This window comes from Undibacterium sp. TJN25 (assembly GCF_049339885.1).
Taxonomy (GTDB): Bacteria; Pseudomonadota; Gammaproteobacteria; order Burkholderiales; family Burkholderiaceae_D; genus Undibacterium.
This window is the reverse complement of the sequence record NZ_JBMPPM010000002.1, coordinates 122,698-137,321: the sequence shown is the minus strand read 5'-3', so window position 1 is coordinate 137,321 and position 14,624 is coordinate 122,698. Positions and strand designations below refer to the sequence as shown.

The window sequence follows — 14,624 nt, the reverse complement described above, 5'->3', positions numbered from 1 at the left end:
TGCAGACCTCTGCGAGGGGCATTTGCTTGAAATAGACAGCATTTGCCCCATATTCAATTCACATCCAATATGCCATCAAGGAGCGCACTATGCTGGACAAGATATTATCGGGAATAGGAGCTTTCAAACAACGCCTGCCGCAACCGGAAGATGCATTGCCCGGCCGCGATACACCCATGCCTATCCATAATGCCCACTTCGTCCACGGCCGGCCGCTGAAAGGCGATTTTACCGGCCTGTCGCATATACAGTTCGGCATGGGCTGTTTCTGGGGAGTGGAGCGCTTGTTCTGGACAATACCCGGCGTGGTCACGACCGCAGTCGGCTATAGCGGCGGTGTAACCCCCAACCCCAGCTACCGTGAAGTATGCAGCGGCCAGACCGGACATACGGAAGCGGTGCTGATCGTGTTCGACCCGGCAGTATGCTCGGTGGACAGCCTGCTGCAAACTTTCTGGGAAAATCATGATCCTACCCAGGGCATGCGCCAGGGTAACGACACCGGCAGCCAGTACCGGTCGGCGATTTATGCCGCCGATGCAGAGCAGCTTGCTGCAGCCGAGGCCAGCCGTGAACTGTTCCAGAAACGCTTGACACAGCAGGGCTTTGGCAAGATCACGACGGAAATCCGTCCTGAACCCGCGTTCTATTATGCGGAAGACGAGCATCAGCAGTACCTGGCCAAGAATCCTCACGGCTATTGCAACCTGGCCGGCACAGGCGTGAGCTGCCCTATCGGCGTGGGCCTGCAAAAAGCCTGATGAGCCACTCTCAACCTGTAAAGCAGGCTTGAGATACCGCTGTAACAGCGTGAAAAAAACAAAGCCGGGATCTTTTATGATCCCGGCTTTGTTTTGACTGCCATCATCAGGTCATCTTGCCGTTGCTGCCATATAGGGGAACAGGGGGAACATCAAGCTTGCCCTGCTTCGGCAACTCAGCGCCGGCGCCGAAATTCATCGCCACGCCATTCATGCAATAACGCAAGCCGGTAGGCTTGGGGCCGTCTTCAAACACGTGGCCGAGGTGGCCGCCGCAACGGTGGCACAGGATTTCGTCGCGCACCATACCGAGCGTCACGTCCCTGCTCTTCACCACGGCATTGTCCAGCGGCTTCCAGAAACTGGGCCAGCCGGTACCGCTGTCAAACTTGGTCTGCGACGAAAACAGCGGCAAGGCGCAGCCCGCGCAGGAAAATACGCCGCTCCTTTTTTCATGGTCCAGCGGGCTGGAAAACGGATATTCCGTGCCCGCTTGCCGTAGCACGGAGTATTGCTTCGGCGTCAGCAGCTTGCGCCACTCGGCATCGCTATGGCTGATTTCATACACAGGCACCGCATTTTGCACCGTGCCCGCCGATGCGCCGGAAAACACGCCGCGCAAAGTAGCGGCTCCCGCTGCCAGCACGGCAAACCCGAGAAAGACTCTACGTTGTTTCTTCATTTGCATCTCCTGAATATAGATCGCTGAAGATCAGTCGAGCGAGGCCCGAAATTCTTACACCCGTCACACACAAAAACGTCGGCAGGCTTTACACTTTTCCGGTTTATTTTATTTAGCCGAATCCAAGTTTTTGATTTTTAATGGAATTAAAAAACTGGCCCCGATCTTGCTAATTCACTGACAGAACGGATGCTGGAGTACGCAAGTGCGCCGGCCATACCGATTTGACGCTTTTCTCAGTGTTGTACTTTCCCCGCTACGGCGGGGTTTTTATTGGCGGCGCCGATATAAGATCCATAAAATGCACAATTTCTTCCTTCCATAATACCCCTGCTGCCTGACAGCCGTTTCGCTGCACGGGCAGTTTCCGGTTTACAATCATTTATCCTATTCCGCCGGAATCCCACTGCCCTGCACCAGACGAGCCCATGACCCGCCCTATCGCCTCCTCCTACAAATACTATGACTTCGTGATGGCAGCTTTTGTTGCAGTGCTGCTGTGCTCCAATCTGATCGGCGCGGCCAAGGCGGCCCAGGTGACGCTGCCGCTCTTCGGCAACGTCACCTTCGGCGCCGGTGTGCTGTTCTTCCCGGTGTCATATATCTTTGGCGATATCTTGACCGAAGTGTACGGTTACGGCCGCGACCGCCGCGTGATCTGGGCCGGTTTCGGTGCGCTGGTGTTTGCCGCGCTGATGTCGGTCGTGGTGCTGTCACTGACGCCGGCATCGGACCCGTTCAACAGCGAATACCAGACCCACCTGAATGCGGTGTTCGGCAATACGCCGCGGATCATTTTCGGATCGATGATCGCATTCTGGTGCGGCAGCTTCGTCAATAGCTACGTGATGGCAAAGATGAAGGTGGCGATGGAAGGCCGCAAGCTATGGGCGCGCGTGGTGGGTTCCACGGTGTGCGGCGAATTTGTCGATTCCAGCCTGTTTTATGTGATTGCCTTTTACGGCATCTGGCCGCACGACCAACTGGTGAAGGTGATCATTGCGCAATACGTGCTGAAAACCGGCTGGGAGATTGTGATGACGCCCGTGACCTACAGGATAGTGGGATTTTTAAAGCGCATGGAAAATGAGGATTACTACGACCGTGACACCAATTTCAACCCATTCAAGCTGAAAACCTGAACATCCGGCTTTTAAATCCGGCGTTTACTTCGGCTTCCATTTTTTGTGTTACTTGAGCCAGAATACAAAAAAATGTCCGCACTCGCGGCATCTGGCGTATTTGGTGAAACCCAGGATTTTCATCCATATCGATCTGCGCAGCCGGCGAACATCGCCCGACCCGCATTTGGGACAACCAGCCATAGCGCCTCTGCATTGTGGAAATGATCGGGCAGTGTACCCCCGTTTGCACAATGTTTCAATGTGGAAATATTGCTATCAGGCAGCCACTGCAATACCTAGGCTGAGCCATGTGCTCCTTGCTAGTACGGTACTTGCCGCGTACCATGTCGCAAAATAGCATTTACCAGGAAGCAGCATGAACAATAGCTTGACCATTGATGAATTAGACGCACTGCAACAGATCAGCAAATTGCCCAAGCAAGGACGGGCGTCAGCCTGCGTTTCCAGAAACGCCAAACGCCTGGCGGGTTTGAAATTCGTTGCGTATGAAAGGGACGGCAGCCTGAGTATTACCGACAAGGGCAAGGAAACCCTGTTCATCAAGCATTGCATAGACGGCCTGCGCGCCATTTCGAAAGATCCGCTGGCGCACCTGAGCGGCGACGTGGCGAACTTTCTCGGCAAGAAGGGGCATATTACCCCGCGCGCCGAAGGCGGCTTTGACATCACCACCCGCGGCAGCGAAAGCCTGGCTGATATTGAAACCCGCTAAGCGGGAATAAAACAGCGGCCCGCCGGCACGGGCCGGTCCTGGGCCCAGGTCAAAACCAGATCAGGACTTGAACTTGCGCATCAGCGCATCAAGCTGGTTGCCTGATGCCGGCGCGGTTGCGCCGCCATTGTCGGCACCAGCGCCAACATCGCTGCCAGCATCAGTATCAGCATCATCGCCTTGTTCGTCTTCGAATTCTTCAGCCAGGTTTTTCCAGCCCTTTGAAGCGGCAAAGGCATTGAACTCTTCCGGCGCTTCCAGCACGATCAGCTTTTCATCCTGCAGGCCGAGATCGCCGTGGCCGAAATCCGGCCCTACGTAACCCAGTGCGCGCAGTTTGGTCAGGATATGGCCTATCAGTACCTTATCCTGGTAAAGCTTGCCCTGCCCCAGTGCTGCCGCAAAATCGACGTACACGTCGATGATGCCGTAGCCTTCGTCGAAGATGCGTATGCCCTTCACTTCATGATTCTTGCCGCTGGCATCGGCCGCCTTGAAAGGGCCGCTCAGCTGGATATCGTCGTTGTCGTCGCTCATAAATAATCAATTCTTCGGTTTTGTTCAGGCCAGCATACACCAAACGGAAGTTCCGGGTGGTAGCTTGCGGCCATCGCATTTAGCGGGGCTTGCTGTAGCCGTTCTCTATCCATGCTTCCGCACTGCTGCGGCTGAGCTTGAAGCTTGCCGCCACCTTGACCTGCGCCAGCTGTTCGCCCATGTCGTCGTAGGCGCTCAGCAATGCGTATGGATCATCCTCATCGGGAACGATGTCCAGATTAACCTTGATGGTGGCAGCCGGCAGGTTTACAAATAAGGTCTTATGCAGGGTGGCATGCAATTGCTGCTCATGCCTGCGAATGACTTCGGAGGCGGTCTTAACCAGCGTGCCGAATGCATTGGCATCCAGCGGCTTCGGATTTTTCTTGTCGCGGCCCATGGTCCAGGGTCCGACCAGCGCAGGCTCGGCCTGGCCGTCCTGGTACATGGCCACCGCCCAGCCTTCATCATCGTCATTCTTGATCACGCGCGCGGTCCAGCCTTTGTCGCACCACAGGCGGGGTTCCTGCGTTTTTACTTCATCCTGCGCTGCTGGAAGCTCGCTGTCAGTATCGGTGTTCGCATCGGTGTCCAAATGCGGCGATGGTGGGGCTTGATTGCTCATGAAGGCTATGCTCGTGCAGGTGAGGTGGTAGGGCCACTATGATAGACCAAAACGGCGGCCGGCACACGCCCTGCCGCCCCTCCACCCGGGCCCAGGCAAATCTCAGCGAAGCCCGGCTGCCTTAATTCTAGCGGACGACCTTGGCCATTTTCATCTGCTCCAGCTTGGCGGAGTATAGATTGCGATCGGCAGCGGTCGGCCCGTTCTCCAGCGCAATGGCCAGGTGCTCGCGAGCCTCCGCCATATCACCCAGCCGCATGTCGGCAATGCCCAGCCAGAACTGGAATTCATGATAATAGGCAGCCCGGCTGATTTCCTTGCTGAAAAATTCCTTGGCTCCCTTGAAGTTACCCGAGCGCATGGCGTCCATGCCACGGTCGAAAAAATAGAACGGCGGATACGCCTCAATCTTGCTCAGCCTTGCCGACAAGACCCTGGCTTCCTCAGGATGGCCCGTCTGCACCAGCAGTTTGGACTGGTTGGCCAGCGCGGCGACATTCTCCGGCTCCCGCGCCAGCACCATGCCGAATACCTTGCCGGCCTCGGCCAGGTTGCCGTGGGCCTGGTACACCACGCCCAGCGTATTGTAGGCACTCATGAAAGTCGGCGCCTGCTTCACCGCCTCGCGTGCCCACCAATAAGCGTCGTTCACGTTGCCATAGGCCAGCGATTCAGCAGCGCGGTTATTCATGTACATGCTGACGATGGTGCTTTCAGAGATGTCGCTGCGGCGGTATTTTTTTGCTTCATCGGGCGGCAGGAAATCGATGATCAGCGTGGGATCACCCAAGGCATCGAAATGCGATTCCAGTGGAGATTTGCGTAGTCCAAGGTTGACATGGCCGCTGAGAAAATTGATATTGCCCTTGCGGCTCCACACTTCCTCCGTGAAGACACTATGGTATTCGACGTTGATACCCATCTCACGGGCAAACGCCGCCGTCATGATGACCAGCGACAGGCAATTGCCGGAGCGCGATGCAAACGCCTGCGCCGCATTTCTGGTCATCGCAGATTCATATTCCAGCTGCAGCTTTTGCCGGTTGTACAGCGCCTCCACCAGCGCGTCGTTCTTGCCCCTGGTGCGCGCTGCCCTGGCGATATCGTTTTCCAGGTATTGCCGCATCTCCGGGCTGAGCGCGAAAACATCATCGGCATTGATCCTGACCGAAGGCGGCGCGAACAGGCCGTCGCTGAAAATCTTGTCGGAAGACGGCGGCGCGGTGACAGTAGTGCTGGCGCAGGCACTGAGCAATGCGGCCAGGCACAGGGTGATCCAGGTTTTCATGGGAAGCCTCTTTCTCAGCGGAATGCAGCAGGATGCGGCGGTGCTTTCATTATAGAACCCAATGCGGCGCAGGCGGCGGCATAAGTGTGAAATGATATGTCCTGATAACAGGCAAATCGACGCTGCATTGCATCAAATGAGACAGCAGCAAGGCGGCCTGTTATCGAATCACTATCAATTAAAAAAAGCGATACACTGTGCCATTCATTGTTGAAGGAACTCTTCCATGACGATGCTTCCCCTGAGGCTCAATCCCGGGCAGGATCTGCGCGCGGCGCTACAGGAAGTGCTGCCGCAGCACGGCGTGCAAGCAGCTTATGTGCTGCAGGGCATAGGCAGCCTCAGCGTGGCGCAGCTGCGCTTTGCGGGCGCTGCCGGCCTGACGGAACTGTGCGGAGACCTGGAAATATTGAGCCTGGCGGGCAGCCTGTCCCCGGACGGCGCCCATCTGCATATGGCGGTGGCGGACGCGCAGGGCCGCGTCACCGGCGGCCATGTCGCTGCCGGCTGCGTGGTGCGCACCACGGCGGAACTGCTGCTGATGCTGCTGCCGGAATATCGCTTCAGCAGGGAGAAGGATGCGGCGACCGGCTACGCAGAACTGGCAATCCGCAAGCTTTGAGGTCCTAAGCTTGCGTCGACAGGCCGGCCTGCATCGCCGGTTCAGGTAGTGCGCCATCGGCGGGAATTGGCGTGGCAGAATCCGATGCGTGCGCCAGGCTTGTGTGCGCACTCCGCAAATCCTCCGTGGTCTGCCCCTTGCCGTCAGGGCTCCAGCCGGGCGGCATCAGCAGGTAGCCGAAGAAAACCCGCAGGCTGCGTGCCGCGAGCAGGTCGCGCGCCAGCGCCCGCCACTGGCTGGTTTCTATGTGCAGCAGGTTATAGCCGGACATCGGGTGCACCAAGCCATAGCGGCAAGGCAGATCGGCCCGCTCTTCGCGATAGGTGCCGAATAGGCGGTCGAAGACGATCAGCACGCCGCCGTAATTGGCGTCCAGGTAATCCAGGTTGGACGCATGGTGCACGCGATGCGCGGACGGCGTGTTCAGTACATATTCCAGCCAGCCCAGCTTGGGGATCCATGTCGCGTGGATCCAGAACTGGTACAGCAGGTTCAGCGTCAGCGTGCTGGCGACTACGCGCGGTGAAAACCCCAGCCAGATCAAGGGAATGAAAAACAGCGTCGTGCCGGTCAGCTTGCCGAAGATGCCGATACGGTAAGCTGCCGCCAGGTTAAGCTCATTAGGGGAGTGATGCACCGCATGGTTGCCCCAGAACCAGCGCACGCGGTGCGCCGCGCGGTGGTACCAGTAATAGCAGAATTCCTGGCCGATGAACAATACCGCAAATGCCACCCATCCTTGCAGCGCCACGGTCATCAGCCTATGCTCCCACACGTAATTGACGATCGGCGTGGCAATCGACAACGGCAGGAAAATGCTCAGCGTGGTCCGCAATGCCAGGTCGCAGACAGACACTCCCAGCGCCTTCCAGTCATAACGGCTTTTATAAGATAGAACGGCGGCCTCGATCAGTGAAGACAGCAGCACGACAGGCAAGGCAACCAGCAGCAGGAATTTTTCGATAGGACCCATTTGATATCCTGAAACGAAACGGCGGAGTGAGCAGATGGGGGGCTCAAGCAAGAGCCTCACATTAGGCCTAACCAGGCCCCTGCAAAACACCAGTGTACGATTGCGGCAAGGGCTTGTCCACCATCGCTCTTTTTCACAAGGTCAGCTACTCAGTATGCCGTAATCGGGCAGCATCTCGTGCAGCACGTAAAAACGGTGCGCCTGAAGTCCGTCATGGAACAGCTTCCAGTGGCTTTTGTGAAACCCCGGCGGCAATGGCAATTTATCATCTTCATTGTCATTGATATCATCTTCGGTACCTAGCGCCATCTCCTTCCATGAACCGACACCGGATTCCAGATAATCGACGGCTTCATGGAAGCCGAAGGTGCCATCCCTGGCCATGTCCATCCAGTGCACGTGCCGGACATCCGGGTCTTCATCGGTAATATCGCTCAGGCTCTGCACCAGCTTGCCCCATTGCGGCGGCAAGGGATAGAGTTTGTCCAGGACCTGCTCGCCATGGACCGGGTAATCCCGGTAACGGCAAAACCACTGGAACAATTCTGCGGCCGCCTCGGCAAAATCCGCCGGGTTGTCGCGCAAGACCGTGGCCCCGGAAGCATTTTCATAGCTCCATTTCAGGTAAGGCCGGTCCGGATAACTGAGCACGGAACCGTGTCCCAGCGGCAGCACTGCGCCGACCAGCCCCTGCACTGTCTTGTCCCAGTTGATGCCGAACAGTGCAAGGGCCTTGTCAGCGAAGCTTTGCTCGTGGTGGTGGTCGTTGTCGGCCTTCAGGTTGCGGGCGATATTCAGCTCGCTCTCAAATCCCACAAAGCCCTGGTGCGCCCAGGTGTCGACAAATACATGTGCGGCAATGCCCAGCCGGTATAGTGCGTAGCTGCGCGCCTGCCGCTCTATCACTGAGCGCATCAACTCCTTGGCCGGCGCGCTGTTGGGCCGGCATACGCAACGCTGCGCAAAGGACCCCGCATCCAGCGACGGCGGCGACTCCGGTTTGGCCTCGTTGCTATTGCCCGGCAAAAAATGGAAAGGCAGCCACACCCTGTGGTTCGACAGCATTTGCATGTTGTTGTAGTCGAGCATCTTGTGCGCTGACGCAATGCGTTCATACAGCATGCCGTTGTCGAACCAGATCTCCCCCTTGTTGGTGGCATCGTCGACATACTGCGCGCTATGCGCAATGATGTCCGCATCGCCGGCATCGAAGCCTGCCAGGCGAGCAACGACATAAGTCACGCCGTGGTGGAAATCTATTTGCATATCAGCCTTGGCCAGGGAAGGATCAAAACGCCAATGTATAGGATTAACGCCGAATACGAAAGCGTAGCGTGATCGGTTCTGTCCTACACAGCCGTTGGCAATCTTCCGATACCTTTCTCCCACATGCATCTTTATACTGGCTTCACTTGATCGGCACACAGCAGCAACGCAGAGATCGAGGCCAAGGCAAGCCGGTACTTCTGCAATGCAGGCGGGCAGGATAGCCAAGGTTTTCAGCACAAGAATAAAAACAGGCTGAGTATTTCTGCGCAGCGATGTATCGCCGGGGCCACTTTCCAGATAGGACTGGGTTCCGGAACAAACCGGTTAGTTTTTATAGGGGCCCCGCTTTTGCGGGGCCTTTTCCTTGGCGCGGCATGTTATGCGGAGGCATTGTAAGACATTCAAGCGCATTACCGGTCCTCGCCGGTAGCAGCCCCTGTCAGGCCTCCTGAGGATTCCCGCCGACACGGCGGATAGGATCGGTCACCGGAATGGGTGGCACATTGTTGCGCACCGTGTTGAACAAGCCTATGTAGTGATCCCTGGAGCCCACGTCGAGTATCCCCGCCTCCAGTGCGTGCAGGTGCAGGAACTTCTCTGCCGGCACGATAGCCGCTTCGCTCTCCGGCTGGCCGGGCCAGCGCAACAGCACCGCATCCACCGTTTCGCCATCCTGCTCGATTCCGCCACCGTGCAAGCGCACCTGCATGCCGGTACGCAGGTGAATGGCGGTTTGCTCTACGCGGTGAAACTGCGGCAGGTTGCCGAGAAATTCCATATACAGGTGCATGGCCTTATTCCTTACCCGGTGTCAGGAAAATGCGTTCACATCGTCCAGGTGCAGACGCGCGCGGTCCAGCAGCAAGTCGAAATTCCATACATGGTTTTGCGGCTCTCCCCCTATCTCCACGCTGGCGACGAAGCCGTTGTCGCCGTGCCGCTTGCCGCTGCCGGCCGCACGGGTTTGCGGCTCGCCGTCAACGTGAAAATCCATGTCGACCGATAGGCCATCCTGGGCCTGGCCGGACAGCAGCGCCTGGACGGTGCGCGGCGTGAAGTCGATGACATACTGGGGTGTTTCGTATTTTGGGGGCTGCAAAGGCATGGCCGGTCTCCTGGCATTGAAATATGCATAGTGTAGTTACCGCACCTCAGCATGACGGTACGCCAGCCCTCATAAAGCAAATTCCCGCCAGCCCGCAGCAGGCGTGGTTTTTAGACAAGCTCTGTGCGTTGCCGCACTGAGCAATTTGCAGCCCGCGCTTATCGTGGTCGCACTAATTCTCCACCGCACGTTTCCCGGATACCCGTGCTTGCAAGACGAATTAGTTGAGTGGGCGGCAGGCAGCAAGGCATGCCGGTCACGAAAGGCAACGGGCACCAGAGGAAACATTTACATTTAAGGAGCTATAAGATGAAAAAATTACTGCCAATGATACTGACAGGCTTATTTGCGATGTCGATGAACGTGCATGCGATTGCCGCGGATGACGCAAAACAGGATGCAAAAGCTGCCAAGGAAAGGGCCGAGGGCGATTACAAGGCTTCCAAGGCTAAAATAAAAGGCGAGCACGAAGCTGCTGAAGCAGAATGCAAAAAACTGGATGGCGACGCCAAGAAAGCCTGCAACAAAGATGCAGATGCCAAACAGAAATCTGCCAAGGCAGATGCTGAAGCCACCTACAAAAAGGCCAAGGCTGACGCCGCCGCCATGAAGTAAATAAACTGCTTTGCGGCCCGCGCCTTCTTGGCGCGGGCCGATTCAGATTCTGCGCGATCCCTCTTCAGAAAGCCGGCTGTAGCGGCTATGCTGTATCTATCTGCCTTGTTGCTGGCTTGTTGCTGCCTGCAGCGCTGTCTACTCCGCTGTCCCACCTCGCTGTCCCACCTATCTTCAGGAGAAGCCATGATTGTCGACCTGTACCGCCGCGAAGAAAGCGGCAATAAATATTCCTATCTCGCTGTACCCACTGGCAAGCTTCTGCCTGAAGAAGTGACCGGCACCGACTGGCAGGTGCATACCACCGAGGTGGATCTGGAAGACCTGGATGAACATGAACATCCCATTCCCACGCTATCGGTGGATGACGTGGTAAAGCAGATCACCGAAAAACGCTATGCGATCACCCATATCGGCGACCAGACAGGCGCCTGAATCCGCCAGGCGCCGCCCGGCTTACTCACAGCAGGTGTTAACAAGCCTGTGGATAAGCCGCAATAAATAATCTAAATCAATGATTTATAAGGAATAATTTTTCTTGCTCAAGTTTTGGGCAATATCCGGACAATATCCAGGTAATCAGCGCCAGGCAAAAAAAAAGCCCGCAAGCTTGCGCTGCGGGCCGAACCAATTCCTTAGGAAAACTGGTGAGACAGGCGAACTATACGTGCGCAATATGTCTGCACCATGACAATGCATGTTGTCTTATTCTTCATACCGCCCTAAGGTAAGGGCGGTTAAGGCGCTGCTGTAATTGCCTTGCGTATCGCCGCCATGCCGGCGGCGTCATTGAATTCCACTTTACCGTCCACCAGGGCAACGCCCAGCTTGCGCCATAAGGCCGGCAGATCCGGCGTAACGGGCTTGTCTGCCATTTCGGCATACAGCTCAGTCAGCACATGCGTACCGCTTGCCGCGTCGCCGATCTTCAATGCGCGCAGGATGGGCCATTCATTGACCATGCCGCCACTCTCGCGGTTAATCGCGCGCAATGCCTGCTGCAGGCCAAAACGGTTATTGGTCTGCTCGCGCAGCCTGACATCGGCCAGCAGGCAAAACAGCGCACCACCCCAATAAGTACGGCCCCAGGTATGCGTATGGTCAAGCCCCTTGTCTCCGTCTTCCGGCAGACCCTGGTGCAGGTCCCGCATCAGGTCGCCCCAGATTTTTTCCGGCGGCAGCAAGCCGGCCTGCGCCCTGGCGACAGGTTCGACATAGGTGGCGATGCCCTCCTCTATCCAGTGGTGGCGGCGCGGCATCAAAGGAAACGCCAGGTGCACCATCTCATGCACCATCACCCAGTCCCGGTTCAGCATGGCAGCATCGGCATCCTGCCCTATGCCGACGCGGATCACCGGCATGCCGTCGCCGTAGGTCACTCCTTGATTGATCTTGTTGCCTGTAGCGGGCGTCAGCAGCAGGCCCAGATCACGCACCGGAAAGCTGCCGTAATAGATAGCGACGGCCTGCGCATCGGCACGCACCCAGTCCAGGATGGCGGCTTGGGGCAAGGCCAGCCTGCCGTCGGCAAATACGGCGCGTATCGTGCCGCCCGGCACTTTCAGTACTGTGCCGTTGCCGTCGCGGATGGCATCGCGCAGGTGGGCTTCCGCATCTTGCGCCAGGACCTGCGTGCTGAACAGCAAGGCTGCTGCGCAGATCGCGGCAAGTGAAAAATGGGCGGAGGGAGTGCGTTTTTTCATGGAGGAACCTGGCAAAAAGCAGAGTTCCCCAGAATACACGCAAGCCTGCTTCTGCGCTTGCTGCGCCCCACATTCGCTGCCGCCCAGAACCTGCCCAAAGGAAAAGGCCGAGCAGGTAAGTGCAACTGCGGATAGTATGAGCATACCCCCATGGGCCATGCAGGGACTGGCGGGACCACCAGCAAAATAACAGACATCAGAAAGGGACAACAATGAAAACAGATACCGGTTTTATCGTTACCTGGAAACCGCGCGTGCTCAGCCTGCTGCGCTTCATTATCGGCTTTCTGTATTTGCAGCACGGCACGGCAAAGCTGTTCGCCGTTCCGCACGTAGCGATGTATGACGGTTTGCAGTTGATGTCGCTGATCGGGTTCGCCGGCGTGCTGGAACTGGTGGGTGGCGTACTGATACTGGTGGGCTTGTTCACCCGTCCCGTGGCGTTCATCTTGTCGGGCCAGATGGCGGTAGCGTATTTCATGGCGCACGCACCGAAAAACTTCCTGCCGATACTGAATGGCGGCGAGCTGGCGGTCATGTATTGCTTCATCTTCTTATACCTGTGGCTTGCCGGAGGCGGCAGCATCAGTCTGGATGCAAAACTGCGGCGGGAATAGCCACAACAACAATGCGGATAGCTCGTCCAGGCTATTCGTTCAGGCGACTAAACAGGCTCTCACTGAACAGCCGCATGACGCTCCAGCAAGGATTGCAACCAAAGGTTACAAAATAAACATTTTTCTTTATCGCACTATATAAATCGGCGTGCCAAAATGGAATTATTTCGTTAGTGAAATATCCATTTACCTTTACAGGAAGCCTGGCATGCCCACTCACCTCACAACGATTCCATTCATGCGCGCCGCGCTCATCATGGCATCGGCCTGCAGCAGCCATGCACTGGCGGAGACTTCTGCGCCTGTCACCAGCGTGGTGCTGTACCCCGGCAGCGCGACGATAGAAAGAACGTCGCACATCGCCGCCGGCGTGACGCAGGTGGAAATAAAGGGACTACCCTCCAATTTCGATGTGCAGACGCTGCGGGTGGAAGCCGATGCGGGCATACAGATAGGCCAGATCGTCACGCAGGATGCCGGACGCACAGACACCGGCAATACGCGTGAAGCCCAACTGGAAGCGCAGATACAGGCACTACAGGACAAACAGGCCGAGTTGGAGGTTGAAGCCAAGTCGGCCGCCCTGGTGCAGAATTATCTGGGGCACCTGAACGGCGCCTCCTCTGCCGATGCCGGCAGGCCGCAGGCGATGATCGACGCAAAATCGATGGCGACCGTGATCGATACGATACGCCGCAGCGCGACCGACAGTTTTGAAAGAACCCAGAAGGTTGCCGTGCAAACGCGTGAGCTGGTGAAGAAGATCGACGCATTGCAGCGGGACCTGGCAAAGGCCCGCAGCGGCAACAAGGATGCGCGCAGCATCACCGTAAACCTGGCTGCCCGCCAGGCCGGCGATATACGCCTGAGCTACCAGGTCAACGGCGCGGGCTGGAAACCTACGTACAGGGCCACGCTGGATACCGCCAGGTCCAGCGTTGACCTGGAACGGCTTGCCACGATATCGCAAAAAACAGGCGAAGACTGGTCCGGCGTCAGGCTGCGCCTTTCCACCGGCCAGCCGCGCCTGTCGCCGCAGGCGCTGGAGCCGCGCCCCTGGCTGCTGACATATAACGATCCGCCAACGCAGCAGGTCCTGATCACCGGCAGCGCCATCCTGCCGGTATCAAATCGCTCCGCGCCCATGCCTTCCGCCTATGCCCGTGCAAAAGAAGCACGCGATGCCTATATTGCCCCGGTACTGGAAACGCAAAATACCTTCACGACCGAGTTTGAAGTACCGGCACGCGTAACACTGCCCGCGGACGGCCGTGAAATATCCGTGGCCCTGTCGCGCCAGCTGATGCCGGTCAGGCAAAGGGTGCGCGTAACACCGCGGCTGGATAAGACCGCCGTGCTGACGGCGGAGGCAGAACGCCCTTCCGGCGTATGGCTAAACGGCCCCATGCAGCTGTTCAGGGATGGCAACTATGTCGGCTCTACCAGCTGGAACGCGCAAGCCACGGACGGACTCCTGTTTTCTTTTGGGCGCGACGACCTGGTGCGTGTGACGGTGGATCGCGCGCAGCAGGAATCGGGTACTGCAGGCATCCTGTCCCAGCATGCAGAGCGCAAGGTGTCCGACCTTTATACGCTGACCAGCCTGCACAAAACGCCGGTAGACGTGCTGGTGCTGGAAGCGTCTCCTGTCAGCACCTCTGACGAGATCAAGGTGCAAGCCAGCTATAGCGTACCGCCGGGCATCGCCAATTGGGAAAAACACCAGGGCGTGGTCGCATGGGAGAAAAATTTCGCGCCAAACGAAACCATGAAGCTCAACGTCAGCTACAGTATCGCCTACCCTAAAGAAGGCAAGGTCAACGGCCTGCCATAAGATGGGCCAACAGCAGTTGCAATTCCAGTTACCACTGCGGACAAAAAAAGGCCCACAGCCTTGCGGTGTGGGCCAATCCAATCCTTAGGGGTTGGAGGGAGAGAGATTTAACTATACCTCCGGTGGAACAAGCGTC

The 14,624-nt window shown here is 57.2% G+C and carries 17 protein-coding genes; 8 read left to right on the top strand and 9 right to left on the bottom strand.

Annotated features, from left to right (window positions below; genetic code table 11):
* The first annotated feature begins 89 nt into the window (after positions 1–89).
* The gene (gene msrA / locus ACO0LO_RS04200) at positions 90–761 is read left to right on the top strand and encodes a peptide-methionine (S)-S-oxide reductase MsrA (protein ID WP_422962946.1); all 672 of its coding nucleotides are present in this window, start codon (positions 90–92) and stop codon (positions 759–761) included.
* A gap of 106 nt (positions 762–867) precedes the next feature.
* Here msrA and msrB read toward each other — a convergent pair whose 3' ends face one another.
* On the bottom strand, positions 868–1,443 hold the full coding sequence (msrB, locus tag ACO0LO_RS04195; RefSeq protein ID WP_422962945.1) for a peptide-methionine (R)-S-oxide reductase MsrB: 576 nt from the start codon (positions 1,441–1,443) through the stop codon (positions 868–870).
* A 428-nt stretch (positions 1,444–1,871) separates the two neighbouring features.
* Between msrB and ACO0LO_RS04190 the strand changes: the two genes are divergently transcribed.
* Complete coding sequence (locus tag ACO0LO_RS04190; RefSeq protein WP_422962944.1) at positions 1,872–2,585, top strand: queuosine precursor transporter; 714 nt, start codon at positions 1,872–1,874, stop codon at positions 2,583–2,585.
* A gap of 358 nt (positions 2,586–2,943) precedes the next feature.
* Positions 2,944–3,300 (top strand): hypothetical protein, encoded by a 357-nt coding sequence (locus tag ACO0LO_RS04185; RefSeq protein ID WP_422962943.1) that lies wholly within the window; start codon positions 2,944–2,946, stop codon positions 3,298–3,300.
* 60 nt (positions 3,301–3,360) lie between these two features.
* Here ACO0LO_RS04185 and ACO0LO_RS04180 read toward each other — a convergent pair whose 3' ends face one another.
* From ACO0LO_RS04180 to ACO0LO_RS04170, 3 genes are all read right to left on the bottom strand, one after another.
* The gene (locus ACO0LO_RS04180; RefSeq protein ID WP_422962942.1) at positions 3,361–3,837 is read right to left on the bottom strand and encodes a hypothetical protein; all 477 of its coding nucleotides are present in this window, start codon (positions 3,835–3,837) and stop codon (positions 3,361–3,363) included.
* 79 nt (positions 3,838–3,916) lie between these two features.
* Entirely contained in the window at positions 3,917–4,462 is a 546-nt protein-coding gene (locus ACO0LO_RS04175; RefSeq protein WP_422962941.1) for a hypothetical protein, read from the bottom strand.
* Positions 4,463–4,589: 127 nt separating this feature from the next.
* Positions 4,590–5,750, bottom strand: a complete 1,161-nt coding sequence (locus ACO0LO_RS04170; RefSeq protein WP_422962940.1) for a tetratricopeptide repeat protein — start codon at positions 5,748–5,750, stop codon at positions 4,590–4,592.
* 226 nt (positions 5,751–5,976) lie between these two features.
* Between ACO0LO_RS04170 and ACO0LO_RS04165 the strand changes: the two genes are divergently transcribed.
* Positions 5,977–6,372 (top strand): PPC domain-containing DNA-binding protein, encoded by a 396-nt coding sequence (locus tag ACO0LO_RS04165; protein WP_422962939.1) that lies wholly within the window; start codon positions 5,977–5,979, stop codon positions 6,370–6,372.
* Between the two features lie 4 nt (positions 6,373–6,376).
* Here ACO0LO_RS04165 and ACO0LO_RS04160 read toward each other — a convergent pair whose 3' ends face one another.
* The 4 genes from ACO0LO_RS04160 to ACO0LO_RS04145 form a co-directional block, all read right to left on the bottom strand.
* On the bottom strand, positions 6,377–7,345 hold the full coding sequence (locus ACO0LO_RS04160; RefSeq protein WP_422962938.1) for a sterol desaturase family protein: 969 nt from the start codon (positions 7,343–7,345) through the stop codon (positions 6,377–6,379).
* 141 nt (positions 7,346–7,486) lie between these two features.
* Complete coding sequence (locus ACO0LO_RS04155; protein WP_422962937.1) at positions 7,487–8,611, bottom strand: DUF6765 family protein; 1,125 nt, start codon at positions 8,609–8,611, stop codon at positions 7,487–7,489.
* Between the two features lie 442 nt (positions 8,612–9,053).
* Positions 9,054–9,404, bottom strand: coding sequence for a hypothetical protein (locus tag ACO0LO_RS04150; RefSeq protein ID WP_422962936.1), 351 nt, complete (start codon positions 9,402–9,404; stop codon positions 9,054–9,056).
* Between the two features lie 21 nt (positions 9,405–9,425).
* On the bottom strand, positions 9,426–9,719 hold the full coding sequence (locus ACO0LO_RS04145; RefSeq protein ID WP_422962935.1) for a hypothetical protein: 294 nt from the start codon (positions 9,717–9,719) through the stop codon (positions 9,426–9,428).
* Between the two features lie 309 nt (positions 9,720–10,028).
* Between ACO0LO_RS04145 and ACO0LO_RS04140 the strand changes: the two genes are divergently transcribed.
* Both ACO0LO_RS04140 and ACO0LO_RS04135 read left to right on the top strand, forming a co-directional pair.
* Positions 10,029–10,334, top strand: coding sequence for a hypothetical protein (locus ACO0LO_RS04140; protein WP_422962934.1), 306 nt, complete (start codon positions 10,029–10,031; stop codon positions 10,332–10,334).
* Positions 10,335–10,520: 186 nt separating this feature from the next.
* Positions 10,521–10,769 carry a DUF6139 family protein gene (locus tag ACO0LO_RS04135; protein ID WP_422962933.1) on the top strand — a complete coding sequence of 83 codons (249 nt, stop codon included), beginning with the start codon at positions 10,521–10,523 and terminating at the stop codon, positions 10,767–10,769.
* A 302-nt stretch (positions 10,770–11,071) separates the two neighbouring features.
* Here the strand turns inward: ACO0LO_RS04135 and ACO0LO_RS04130 are convergent, their stop codons facing one another.
* On the bottom strand, positions 11,072–12,037 hold the full coding sequence (locus ACO0LO_RS04130) for a hypothetical protein (RefSeq protein WP_422962932.1): 966 nt from the start codon (positions 12,035–12,037) through the stop codon (positions 11,072–11,074).
* 212 nt (positions 12,038–12,249) lie between these two features.
* Between ACO0LO_RS04130 and ACO0LO_RS04125 the strand changes: the two genes are divergently transcribed.
* Complete coding sequence (locus ACO0LO_RS04125) at positions 12,250–12,654, top strand: DoxX family protein (RefSeq protein ID WP_422962931.1); 405 nt, start codon at positions 12,250–12,252, stop codon at positions 12,652–12,654.
* A gap of 208 nt (positions 12,655–12,862) precedes the next feature.
* A complete protein-coding gene (locus tag ACO0LO_RS04120; RefSeq protein WP_422962930.1) occupies positions 12,863–14,488 on the top strand; it encodes a mucoidy inhibitor MuiA family protein in 1,626 nt (541 codons plus the stop codon).
* The last annotated feature ends 136 nt before the right edge of the window (positions 14,489–14,624 follow it).

Excerpts from the sequence above, each read along its gene's own strand:
- ACO0LO_RS04180 (WP_422962942.1), bottom strand. The coding sequence starts at position 3,837 with ATGAGCGACGACAACGACGATATCCAGCTGAGCGGCCCTTTCAAGGCG.
- ACO0LO_RS04165 (WP_422962939.1), top strand. The coding sequence starts at position 5,977 with ATGACGATGCTTCCCCTGAGGCTCAATCCCGGGCAGGATCTGCGCGCG.
- ACO0LO_RS04140 (WP_422962934.1), top strand. The coding sequence starts at position 10,029 with ATGAAAAAATTACTGCCAATGATACTGACAGGCTTATTTGCGATGTCG.
- ACO0LO_RS04160 (WP_422962938.1), bottom strand. The coding sequence starts at position 7,345 with ATGGGTCCTATCGAAAAATTCCTGCTGCTGGTTGCCTTGCCTGTCGTG.
- ACO0LO_RS04155 (WP_422962937.1), bottom strand. The coding sequence starts at position 8,611 with ATGCAAATAGATTTCCACCACGGCGTGACTTATGTCGTTGCTCGCCTG.
- ACO0LO_RS04135 (WP_422962933.1), top strand. The coding sequence starts at position 10,521 with ATGATTGTCGACCTGTACCGCCGCGAAGAAAGCGGCAATAAATATTCC.
- msrB (WP_422962945.1), bottom strand. The coding sequence starts at position 1,443 with ATGAAGAAACAACGTAGAGTCTTTCTCGGGTTTGCCGTGCTGGCAGCG.
- msrA (WP_422962946.1), top strand. The coding sequence starts at position 90 with ATGCTGGACAAGATATTATCGGGAATAGGAGCTTTCAAACAACGCCTG.
- ACO0LO_RS04170 (WP_422962940.1), bottom strand. The coding sequence starts at position 5,750 with ATGAAAACCTGGATCACCCTGTGCCTGGCCGCATTGCTCAGTGCCTGC.
- ACO0LO_RS04190 (WP_422962944.1), top strand. The coding sequence starts at position 1,872 with ATGACCCGCCCTATCGCCTCCTCCTACAAATACTATGACTTCGTGATG.
- ACO0LO_RS04145 (WP_422962935.1), bottom strand. The coding sequence starts at position 9,719 with ATGCCTTTGCAGCCCCCAAAATACGAAACACCCCAGTATGTCATCGAC.
- ACO0LO_RS04185 (WP_422962943.1), top strand. The coding sequence starts at position 2,944 with ATGAACAATAGCTTGACCATTGATGAATTAGACGCACTGCAACAGATC.
- ACO0LO_RS04120 (WP_422962930.1), top strand. The coding sequence starts at position 12,863 with ATGCCCACTCACCTCACAACGATTCCATTCATGCGCGCCGCGCTCATC.
- ACO0LO_RS04130 (WP_422962932.1), bottom strand. The coding sequence starts at position 12,037 with ATGAAAAAACGCACTCCCTCCGCCCATTTTTCACTTGCCGCGATCTGC.
- ACO0LO_RS04175 (WP_422962941.1), bottom strand. The coding sequence starts at position 4,462 with ATGAGCAATCAAGCCCCACCATCGCCGCATTTGGACACCGATGCGAAC.
- ACO0LO_RS04125 (WP_422962931.1), top strand. The coding sequence starts at position 12,250 with ATGAAAACAGATACCGGTTTTATCGTTACCTGGAAACCGCGCGTGCTC.
- ACO0LO_RS04150 (WP_422962936.1), bottom strand. The coding sequence starts at position 9,404 with ATGCACCTGTATATGGAATTTCTCGGCAACCTGCCGCAGTTTCACCGC.